At 39.0% G+C, this 10776-nt stretch carries 10 protein-coding genes, 1 pseudogene and 1 riboswitch; of the genes and pseudogenes, 5 read left to right on the top strand and 6 right to left on the bottom strand.

Features of this window, described 5'->3' with window-relative positions:
- From BKK50_RS00750 to yejK, 4 genes are all read right to left on the bottom strand, one after another.
- The coding region (locus tag BKK50_RS00750) for a HAMP domain-containing protein (RefSeq protein WP_077414382.1) at positions 1-1172 on the bottom strand (1172 nt) is incomplete at its 3' end.
- A gap of 9 nt (positions 1173-1181) precedes the next feature.
- On the bottom strand, positions 1182-1895 hold the full coding sequence (locus BKK50_RS00745) for a response regulator (protein ID WP_077414380.1): 714 nt from the start codon (positions 1893-1895) through the stop codon (positions 1182-1184).
- Positions 1896-1966: 71 nt separating this feature from the next.
- Positions 1967-2380, bottom strand: coding sequence for an outer membrane protein assembly factor BamE (gene bamE, locus BKK50_RS00740; RefSeq protein ID WP_077414378.1), 414 nt, complete (start codon positions 2378-2380; stop codon positions 1967-1969).
- A 68-nt stretch (positions 2381-2448) separates the two neighbouring features.
- Entirely contained in the window at positions 2449-3465 is a 1017-nt protein-coding gene (gene yejK / locus BKK50_RS00735; protein ID WP_077414376.1) for a nucleoid-associated protein YejK, read from the bottom strand.
- Between the two features lie 131 nt (positions 3466-3596).
- Here yejK and BKK50_RS00730 point away from each other — a divergent pair, with 131 nt between their 5' ends.
- The 3 genes from BKK50_RS00730 to BKK50_RS00720 all read left to right on the top strand — a co-directional run bounded on the left by BKK50_RS00730 (position 3597) and on the right by BKK50_RS00720 (position 6777).
- The gene (locus BKK50_RS00730; RefSeq protein ID WP_077414374.1) at positions 3597-3815 is read left to right on the top strand and encodes a YejL family protein; all 219 of its coding nucleotides are present in this window, start codon (positions 3597-3599) and stop codon (positions 3813-3815) included.
- A gap of 1 nt (position 3816) precedes the next feature.
- The gene (locus BKK50_RS00725) at positions 3817-5565 is read left to right on the top strand and encodes a DUF3413 domain-containing protein (RefSeq protein ID WP_077414372.1); all 1749 of its coding nucleotides are present in this window, start codon (positions 3817-3819) and stop codon (positions 5563-5565) included.
- 219 nt (positions 5566-5784) lie between these two features.
- A complete protein-coding gene (locus BKK50_RS00720; RefSeq protein ID WP_077414370.1) occupies positions 5785-6777 on the top strand; it encodes an amidohydrolase family protein in 993 nt (330 codons plus the stop codon).
- Positions 6778-6999: 222 nt separating this feature from the next.
- On the opposite strand, the gene BKK50_RS00715 is transcribed toward BKK50_RS00720, so the two are convergent.
- The gene (locus BKK50_RS00715; protein ID WP_077414368.1) at positions 7000-7866 is read right to left on the bottom strand and encodes a hypothetical protein; all 867 of its coding nucleotides are present in this window, start codon (positions 7864-7866) and stop codon (positions 7000-7002) included.
- Positions 7867-7941: 75 nt separating this feature from the next.
- The gene (gene ribB, locus BKK50_RS00710) at positions 7942-8589 is read right to left on the bottom strand and encodes a 3,4-dihydroxy-2-butanone-4-phosphate synthase (RefSeq protein WP_077414366.1); all 648 of its coding nucleotides are present in this window, start codon (positions 8587-8589) and stop codon (positions 7942-7944) included.
- Positions 8590-8677: 88 nt separating this feature from the next.
- A riboswitch (FMN riboswitch) is annotated at positions 8678-8826 on the bottom strand.
- Here ribB and nadR point away from each other — a divergent pair.
- A pseudogene (nadR, locus tag BKK50_RS00705) lies at positions 8821-10040 on the top strand (multifunctional transcriptional regulator/nicotinamide-nucleotide adenylyltransferase/ribosylnicotinamide kinase NadR). It overlaps the preceding riboswitch by 6 nt.
- A gap of 1 nt (position 10041) precedes the next feature.
- Positions 10042-10725 carry a metallophosphoesterase family protein gene (locus BKK50_RS00700; protein WP_077414362.1) on the top strand — a complete coding sequence of 228 codons (684 nt, stop codon included), beginning with the start codon at positions 10042-10044 and terminating at the stop codon, positions 10723-10725.
- The last annotated feature ends 51 nt before the right edge of the window (positions 10726-10776 follow it).

The raw sequence follows: 10776 nt of genomic DNA, 5'->3' as shown, positions 1-10776 counted from the left end.
TCTTCTTCTTCTTCTTCTTGGATAAAAATACTAAGTTTGATCTTATCCTTTGTGTATTTCAACGCATTTCTAACAATATTTTCGACCGCACTTTGCAATAAATTAATGTTGCCGTTAAGGAAAATTTGATCATTGTTTTTATTTGGTAAATTGATGTTTTGTTCAAATTTAATGTTTTGTTGCTCCGCTTCAAAAAGTGCATCTTGTATTACTTCATTCCAAATATTTTCTGCCGGGAAAATATCTCGTTCAATTTGAGTATTCATTTTTTGACGAGAAATAAGTAATAACTCATTTATCATTTTATCCATTCGTTCAATTTCTTTTTCGATTCGCTTCACGGCAAGGTTGTCGCCTGTTTGATGACGAATAAGTGCTGTCGCTAATTGTAATCGGGTAAGGGGCGTTTTGAGTTCGTGAGAAATAGAGGAAAGTAAATTTTGATGGTTTGAGATTAAATTGCTAATTGATTTAGCCATTCGATTAAAACTTTGTCCCACTTGGCGAAGTTCAATCGGTCCATGTTTGGTTAATTGTGGGTCAACCTCAAAATTACCAAGAGCAATAGAATTAGCCGCTTTTTGTAAACGTGAGATGGGTTTTACGATAGTGTAGGTGAACCACCATAATAATGGGCTGGTAATGAATACGGTAAGCAAAAAAAGCACGATTGGGTAATCAATCATATACCGTAAAATTTCTTGATATGGATTTACTCGAGAGATAAAAAAGAGTGAAAAGGGGTCACTAAAGTCATCTAAATAAATCTGAAAAGGGCCTGCAATTTGAATATCGTTGAAATTCTTTTTCATCGGGTGTGCAAATTCATTGGCATTATCAATAAAGCGATAAACATAGTTTTTCTCATCATTAAATGCGCCGAGAATTTCTTTCTTGTTAGGATCAAACAGCACAGGTCGGGGACTCGCCGATTTATCAATTGGTAAAATCGGCATTTTGGCGACTAGCGATTTAATTTTATTGTTACGGATTGATTCTGCAATCTTTTTTTGATAGTAGGCAATTTCCTTCTCTTGTAATGAAGAGTAAATCGTACTATCCAAATACGGTAGTGTAACCACAAGTGCCATCATGGCAAAGAATCCCAACCAAAATACGATAAAGGTGCGGATGGTAAGTTGGTTTAAACTAAATTTATTTTGATACTGCATGGTATATCATTACTCACTAATTAAAAGATATCCCCGACCTCGTAAGGTTTTAAACCAAGGTAGCCCATTTTCTCTTGGGGGGAGTTTTTTGCGTAAATTTGACATATGCATATCAATTGAACGGTCAAAAGGGGTAAGTGGCTTACCTAGCACATTCATACTGAGTTCTTCACGTGTAATAGGTTCTCCTTGGGAAAGAATCAGTGCCTCAAGGAGGGCATATTCCGAGGAAGTAAGGGACAGTTCTTGTGTTTTATAGAATGTTTGTTGATACTTGGTGTGAAGTTTAAGCCCGCAAAAATGAATCCAATGGTCGTCTTCTTTTTGTATTCCCTGGGTATTTTCAGCGGTATCTAGAGCGTTACTTTCACTTCTACGTAGAATCGCTTTAATTCGAGCGACTAATTCACGATCATTAAAAGGCTTTGGTAAATAATCATCGGCACCAAGCTCTAAGCCTAGTACACGGTCAATATCATCACCACGAGCGGTAAGCATCATCACAGGAATATTAGAGCGGCGGCGAATTTGTTTTAACGTTTCGATACCGTTTAATACCGGCATCATGATATCCAATAGAATGAGTGAATAATCTTGTTCCAGTTTATTGAGTGCTTCTTGTCCATTATTGGCAACATCGACATTAAAACCGGATAAAGAGAGGACTTCTGAAAGTAAATCGGTTAGTTCGGTATCATCATCAACTAATAAAATCTTGGACATGATCTCGCCTCTTGAAATTATTATTTAGTACATCAGAAAGGAAAATGCCTGCTGAGCAGGCAATAAAAAGGCTACCAGAATTTCCACCAAGATTTTTTTGTGGCGTCACCCTTACGCTCAATAATCGTGTTATTTTCGTTTTGTGAGATGACTTCGGGCAACGGTTTATCTAAATTCGTTTCAGTCACGGTACCGCGCTGGTCAAATTTTACTGTGAAGGTATATTGTTCCGGTGATTGGTATGCACGTTGTTGTAAGAACACATAGTACCAAGTGGAATTGCTATAAGGATCGATTAAGACAGGGGTTCCGAGTAAGTATTGGACTTGCTGAACGGTCATCCCTTGTTTGACTTGTGCAACATTAGACGCTTCTAGATAGTTGCCTTGCGGCACATCAATTCGATAAACCACTTTTTCAACAGTGGAACAAGCAGAAAGACTGAATGCCAAGACTGCTGCGCTAAAAAGAGTTTTAAATTGCATTTTTCTTTACCTTATTTTTCTGCAAATTTAGCGAAATAATAATACCCAAAGTTAATACGCTTGCCAAACTAATTCTCTGATTTCAGTGACTTTTGTAATTGGTCTTTTAAATTAGGCGGTAAACCTTTAATTGTTAGCTCATCAGCTGTTGGGTTCCAATGAATACGGGTATTAAGTAAGTCCGCATCAAAACTTAATGTCACCCCTTTGCCTGAACCGGAAAATTTTGTGAGCGATTTTAATGTTGAACGCACAGGCGGAATATTTTCTTCCAGTCCGTAATCTTGTGTTTCGGCAAAGGAAATAAAAGATTGCTCGTTTAGAGTGGGTAAGTTTTCGGAAAGTTCCGTTAATTCAATTTCTTCACCGCCGGCAAGTTGTCCTTTGCAATACTCAAAAACTTGTTTTTTCACCGCTTGAGTTTGCTCTTTGTTGAGGTTGCCTTGTTCGCAGTAATCACTCACCGCCTGCAATAAGCATTGATTTTGAACTTGTGGATTTAGCCCTTCTTCAGCCCCTAAAAAATCCATAAAGAAATCGCTGATTTTGCGTCCTACACGACCTTTAATAAAGGTTAAATAGCGATTGGAATTGGCATTTACCTGCAAATCGGTCAGATTTACCCGTGCTGCAATATCAAACTGCGTGATGTCGAGATATTCTGTGCGGCGAATATCCAAATGTTCATCTACCAGCATACTGTGACGACTGTCCAATAAGGCAATAAACAAGTAATCGGTAGCTAAGAAATTATATTGACATAAAATCAGCGTGCCACTATCAGCAAAATTATATTTGCTTAGTTCATCCGCCAAGAGTTTCGTTGCATATTGGCTAAAGCCTAAAAATGCGATGTCTTGTTCCAATAAACGGTTCAAATGTTGTGCAAAAACAGAATTTTCTTGGAAGATGCCAAAGGCTTTGGCTTTATTTTGATAACCTTGGTGTAATTGCAACATCATTTGCTCTACTTCTGGTGTAATCGTCAGCAAGTCGTCACGCAAAATACTTTCCATTTTGGTATTTTCGTCATCAACTCGTTTGATTAATTGGTGCAGCACAATTTGGTTTACGGTAATGCTCATTTTATTTTCCTTCTTTCAAAAACGTAGCAAATTATAACCTCACTTTTTCAGCAAGAAAAAAGAAATTATTTAGGATCTTGTCAATAATCGGGTATGATAGGGCTAGTTTTTTATCTCTTATTTTTAACGAAATGGCTCAACATTCTAAATATTCCGATGCGCAATTGAGCGCTATTGTCAATGATATGATTGCTGTATTAGAGAAACATAAAGCGCCGGTGGATTTATCTCTGATCGCATTAGGTCATATGGCAAGTAATTTGCTTACCAGCAGTGTGCCGCAAACTCAGCGGGAAGCCTTGGCAGAGGTCTTTTCTCATTCTTTGATTAACGCAGTGAAAACGCACTAATATGATGTGGTTTAAAAAAGGCACATTTAGTGGAAAACAATACCGTGATGAAACCTCGCAAAAAATTTCGTGGGGACATTGGTTTGCCTTTTTTAATATCATTATTGCCATTTTGATCGGCGCACGTTATGCCTTCCTGATTGATTGGCCGGATACCCTTGGCGGCAAACTTTATTTTTTCGTCAGCTTGTTTGGGCATTTCAGTTTTAGTGTTTTTGCCATTTATTTATTGGTGATTTTTCCGTTAAGTTTTATTGTGAAAAATCACCGCACTTTTCGTGGTTTAACGGTGATTCTTTCCACGATTTGCACGACATTATTGCTTTTTGATACAGAAGTATTTCACCGGTTTAATTTACATTTGTCATCGGTGGTGTGGAATCTGTTGGTGAACCCGGAAAATGGTGAAATGTCTCGTGACTGGCAGATTTTCTTTGCACCAATGCCGATGATTTTACTGGTACAGATGCTCTTCTCCCGTTGGAGTTGGGAAAAACTTCGTAGCTTGGAACGCCAAAAATGGTTGAAGAAAGTGGGGATTTTTTTCACTTTAACCTTTATTGCTACCCATTTGATTTATGCATGGGCTGATGCGTATGTGTATCGCCCTATCACGATGCAACGTTCAAACTTTCCCCTTTCCTATCCAATGACGGCTCGTTCTTTTTTAGAAAAACACGGTTTATTGGACGGCGAACAATACACGCAGAAATTAGAGCGGGAAGGACGATTAGATGCCTTAAAAATTGATTATCCCAAAAATAAGCTCAGTTTTGCCCCAATGGCAGAGAAACCGAATGTGTTAATTATCACGGTCTCCGGTTTGCGTTATGATGCGATCTCTAATGGGAAAATGCCCAAATTGGCAGAATTCGCCACCAGTTCAACCCAATTTACTCATCATTACAGTAGTGGTAATACGAATAGTGCCGGTTTGGTCGGGTTATTCTATGGCTTAAACGCCAATTATACGGACAGTATTTTAAGTAATCACACACCATCTGTATTGATTGAAAAATTGCGTGCGGAGAAATATCAATTTGGTCTCTTTTCCGCAACAAATTTTAAGGAGAGTCTTTTCCGTCAGGCATTATTCCGGGGGATGAAATTGCCTCAAAGTAAATTAGGCAACGAAAGTGCGGTCAAAAATTTCAATAAATTTATGATGGCAAGAAAAACGAATGAGGCTTGGTTTGCTTATCTTAATCTTGAACTACAAGCTAAAAACGAAGCAGAATATGACCGCACTTTAGGGCAAATTGATCGGCTGATTGAAGACGTATTAGTGAATACGCCTCTCAACAATACGGTGGTGATTATTACCGCAGAACACGGGGTGACATTCAACGAAATGAACGAAAAAGAGCGTTTCAATTATTTTGGGCGCGATGAAATTCAAGTGCCGTTGTTGGTTTATTGGAAAGACTTGCCGGTGGGAATCGTAGAGGGGCTGACAAGCCATACTGATGTATTGCCGGCATTGATGATGAATCTTTTTAACGTTCAAAATCCTCTTAATGATTATTCGCAAGGGCGTAACTTATTTGAATTGAAGGGGGATGATTGGGTGCTTGTTTCTAATTATCGTTGGAATGTGTTAATTCAACCAAACGGTATGCAGTATCATATTGACCGAAAAGGAAATTACAAAAAATTTGACCGCACTTATCAGGAACAATCTTCAAAACGTCCTCCACTTGGGTTATTTTTGGATGTGTTTAAACGTGAAAATTCATTTTTTGAAAAATAGACGTGAGGGAAATTCGCCTTATTTTCATCATTAAAAATGAATAGCTTTTTGAGGTTTAACCCTTTATACTTGCGCCCCAGTTTAAGACTGAAAAGATGTTATTAATGAAAATCCGTGAGTTTTTCATAACATTATTACAATGCTTCTCGCCACGTTTGTCGTGCCTTTCAATTAATACGCTTCTCGTCTTTTTATCCTCATTCTTGTTATGGAGTTTGTATGAAAAGCCATGTTCGTAGTTTTAAAACCTATATCCGTGATGAAATCATTAAAAAGGGGGGATGGGTGAATGCTCACGCTCACGCTGATCGTGCTTTTACGATGACCCCAGAAAAAATCGGTATTTATCATAGCAGTAATTTACAACAAAAATGGGATTTGGTGGACGAAGTAAAACGGACATCCAGTGTGGATGACTATTATGCTCGTTTTTGTCAATCTATTGAATTAATGATTTCCCAAGGGGTGACGGCATTCGGCACTTTTGTGGATATTGATCCCATTTGTGAAGATCGGGCGATTATTGCCGCCCATAAAGCCCGTGAAGTCTATAAACACGATATTATTCTTAAATTTGCCAACCAGACCTTAAAAGGCGTGATCGAACCCACGGCGAGAAAATGGTTTGATATCGGCTCGGAAATGGTGGATATGATTGGCGGTTTACCTTATCGTGATGAGGTGGATTATGGTCGGGGGCTTGAGGCGATGGATATTTTGCTCGATAAAGCAAAATCCCTTGGCATTATGTGCCATGTGCACGTGGATCAATTTAACCATCCCGGTGAAAAAGAAACCGAACAACTTTGTGATAAAACCATTGAACACGGTATGGAAGGACGGGTCGTGGGGATTCACGGTATTTCAATCGGCTCTCATTCAAAAGAATATCGTTATAAACTTTACGAAAAAATGCGTCAGGCAAAAATGATGATGATAGCCTGCCCAATGGCGTGGATTGACAGTAATCGTAAAGAAGATTTAATGCCGTTTCATAACGCGTTAACCCCGGCTGATGAGATGATCCCAGAAGGGATTACGGTTGCCTTGGGAACAGATAATATCTGTGATTATATGGTGCCACTCTGCGAAGGGGATTTATGGCAAGAGTTAAGTTTGCTCGCAGCAGGTTGTCGTTTCCCGCATTTGGATGCGATGGTCGATATCGCCAGTCTTAATGGGCGGAAGGTATTGGGATTAGATCCGATTTAGTGATGTTATAGGAATAAAAATACATCCTAGAAAAATTGTTGATCAAATAGGGTTAAAGCCTTGCTATAAAGGTTTTAGCCCTATTTATCACGTTCAATACGTTAAGCGCATATAAAATTCAGTTTGATACTTGTGATAGCAAGAGGGAATGATTAAAGATTTCTTAAAAGGAATTGACTTGCTCAATAAATCTCCCGCTATGCCAAAATACACTGCCTTATCCTAAAAATATTTAATATGTTTATGTGGAAATAACCTATCAATTAACCGCTTTAACGTTGAATTAGTGGAACGTAATTTCTTTTCTAATGGCAAGCTATGCCAATTAAACGCCCGTAATTCCTCCACACATTGCTCAAGTGTTTTTTGTTTTAATAACGCATTGACAAAAAATTGGCTGATAAATTGATTCCATTCAGGTTTATTGCCCCAGTAGTGACCTATCACATCCTCACAGGAGGATAATTCAGTCAAATGATTCATCGCTAAAGAAAAGGAAAACTGCTCAACCAAACGACGAGGACAGGGCGTTGCACAAATGGCATCACAAAGATTTAAAGAAAGGTTAATTATTTCTTTAGCGCACGTTTTTGGTAAAGCAATGACACCGGCATTCCACATTTCACTTTGTGGATTAATGGTAATATCAAAAAATACCTTACCATTGAGTACTGAAAACATCCCTCTTGTGGTTTTACTCCGGTTTTGACCGGATAATTTATACTCGAAAGTATGCATTAGCCCAATATTTTCATCCAATTTTTGAACAACACTCTGTAGATTTGAGGCTAAAAACGTATCTGAATCAACGTAGAATAAATGATTATCCGGATATTGATGTACCACAAGTTCTATCGCCTTGATTTTTATACGCCAAAAGAAATCATTCTTCCCTTTCCAATCCTCTAACGTTTTTTCATTAATTGATATGATCTTGACTTTATTGCCTAGAAAATCATAAAACGCCGGATAATCCGTCACAATGATGATCTTTTTTATTTGGGGATCTTTTAAAAAAGTCAGAATACAAAAAACCGCTTGATAATGGTTTTCTAATTTTTGTCCAAAAGTTAAAAGCAATAAATTCACGTTGTCTCCTATAAAGTCAATTTAGTAATACTTATGGCACTTCCCCCCTAGCTATCCGGACATTTTTCTTTTTAATTAAACCTGATGAGCAAGGCGATATTCGACCAAATCCTCAATTGTCAGTACCACATAGCCAAATTTTTGTGCAAATTCAATAATTTCAGGCGCACGTGCCATGGTACCATCGTCATTGGTGATTTCACAAATCACACCAGCCGGTTTAAATCCCGCAAGGCGGGCAAGATCGACAGAGGCTTCTGTATGCCCACGGCGAGCAAGTACACCGCCATTTACCGCACGAAGGGGGAAAATATGACCGGGGCGGTGTAAATCGGTCGGTACAGCATTATCCGCAACAGCCGCTCGAATCGTGGTAACGCGATCAGCAGCGGAGACCCCGGTGGCTACCCCTTCTGCGGCTTCAATGGTCACGGTAAACGCCGTTTTGTTCACGCTGTTGTTGTTTTCCACCATTGGCGGTAAATCAAGTTGCTGACAGCGTTCTTCGGTAATACACAAACACACGATACCACTGCCATAACGAATTAATTTTGTCATTTGTTCGGTAGTGATGGTTTCTGCCGGGAAGATTAAATCCCCTTCGTTTTCACGATTTTCATCATCTAAAACCAATACACCATTGCCCTTTTTGAATGCTTGGATAGCGTTGAGTACACGTTCTTCGGCGGTCGCACCGAATGGGAATAAAATGGACTGATTCATCGTAATTTCCTTTATTTCTTAACTTAAAATTAACCAGAATCAGGGCTGAGAAATGCAAATAAAAAGAACGGCTTGGGGATCCAATCCGCTTTATTCTCTTTCATCCAGACTATACTGTCGGCTTTGGAATTTCACCAAATCTGCTAACCTCAAAAGTGCGGTTAAAATTGACCGCACTTTTAAGTGCTCGCGGGCTTTACCGCCGGTAGGGAATTTCACCCTGCCCTGAGAATGCGCATAAGAGTATAGCCTAAAATCATTAAGTAAAAAATCAGAACGTGAAAAATATTTTCATTTCGCCTACAATACGCCTACTTAGTCCTTATGCGATTGGTAGGTAAACCATGTCGGCAAGCCAAGAGAAAAAAATCGGTGTTATTTTTGGGAAATTTTATCCTGTTCATACCGGTCATATTAATATGATTTATGAGGCGTTTAGTAAGGTTGATGAATTGCACGTGATTGTGTGCAGTGATACCGAACGTGATTTGAAACTCTTTTATGATAGTAAAATGAAGCGTATGCCTACGGTGCAAGATCGTTTGCGTTGGATGCAACAAATCTTCAAATACCAAAAAAATCAGATTTTTATTCATCATTTAATTGAGGACGGTATTCCGAGTTACCCTAACGGCTGGCAGGTATGGAGCGAGGCGGTAAAAACGCTATTCAAAGAAAAAGAATTTGAACCTTCCGTGGTTTTTAGTAGTGAACCGCAAGATAAAGCCCCTTACGAAAAATATTTAGGTTTAGACGTTTCTTTGGTCGATCCTGATCGCACATTTTTTAATGTATCCGCCACGAAAATTCGCACGACCCCCTTCCAATATTGGAAATTTATCCCGAAAGAGGTCCGTCCATTTTTTGCCAAAACCGTGGCAATTTTAGGCGGGGAAAGCAGCGGTAAAACTGTGTTAGTTAACAAACTTGCTGCCGTATTTAACACCACCTCTGCCTGGGAATATGGGCGTGAGTTCGTGTTTGAAAAGCTCGGTGGTGATGAACAGGCGATGCAGTACTCAGATTACCCACAAATGGCGTTGGGACACCAACGTTATATTGATTATGCAGTTCGCCATGCCCATAAAATCGCTTTTATTGATACGGATTTTATTACTACACAGGCATTTTGTATTCAATACGAAGGCAAAGCCCACCCCTTCCTTGATTCGATGATCAAAGAATATCCTTTTGATGTCACCATTTTGCTAAAAAATAATACCAAATGGGTGGACGATGGATTACGCAGCCTAGGCTCTCAAAAACAACGTCAACAATTCCAACAACTGCTTAAAAAATTGTTAGATAAATACAAAGTGCCTTACATTGAGATTGAATCACCAAGCTATTTAGAGCGTTACAATCAAGTGAAATTGGTGATTGAAAAAATATTAAATGAAGAAGAATTGGACAATTTACAAAACGGTCCTAAAACCTTAAAGAGTAAATAAAATGATACTATTTGCAGGTGATCCCCACGGAAACTATGAGCATCTCTACCCTTTCGTGCAAGAAAACGACAATGTTGCCCTGATTATTTTGGGCGACTTACAACTTTCTTCACCTGATGAACTGGAAAAATTAGCGCAATATTGTGATATTTGGTTTATCCACGGCAACCACGATAGCAAAACCATTGCTGCCTTTGATGCGATTTGGGAATCGAAATGGAAATATCGCAATTTACATAATCGGGTCGAAACCATTCAAGGGGTTCGTATTGCCGGATTAGGCGGGGTATTCCGTGGACAAATCTGGATGCCGCCAAATCGCCCGATGTTTTTTGACCCGATTCATTATTGTCAATATAGTCCACAAGAAAAAATTTGGCGTGGTGGCGTGCCACTGCGTCATCGCACTTCTATCTTCCCCTCCGATATTGAAATCCTTGAAAATCAACAGGCAGATATTTTAATTTGTCACGAAGCGCCAAAACCCCATCCTATGGGCTTTCAAGTGATTAATGTGCTTGCCGAAAAAATGGGCGTGAGGCATATTTTTCATGGGCATCACCATGACAATGTGATTTACAACACCGCTTATCCTTACAAAATTACCAATGTGGGCTTCCGTAGCCTGGCGGATATCAATGGAAATTACTTGTTGAAAACTATTGATGACCGTGAAGAACGATAAAACGGTTTAAAAATAAGGAAATTTATAAGAGATAAAAAGAATAAGGAAGAA

Source organism: Rodentibacter rarus, assembly GCF_001998965.1.
Classification (GTDB): Bacteria; Pseudomonadota; Gammaproteobacteria; order Enterobacterales; family Pasteurellaceae; genus Rodentibacter; species Rodentibacter rarus.
Note: the sequence above shows the minus strand (reverse complement) of the source record. Positions and strands in the feature narration are given on the sequence as shown.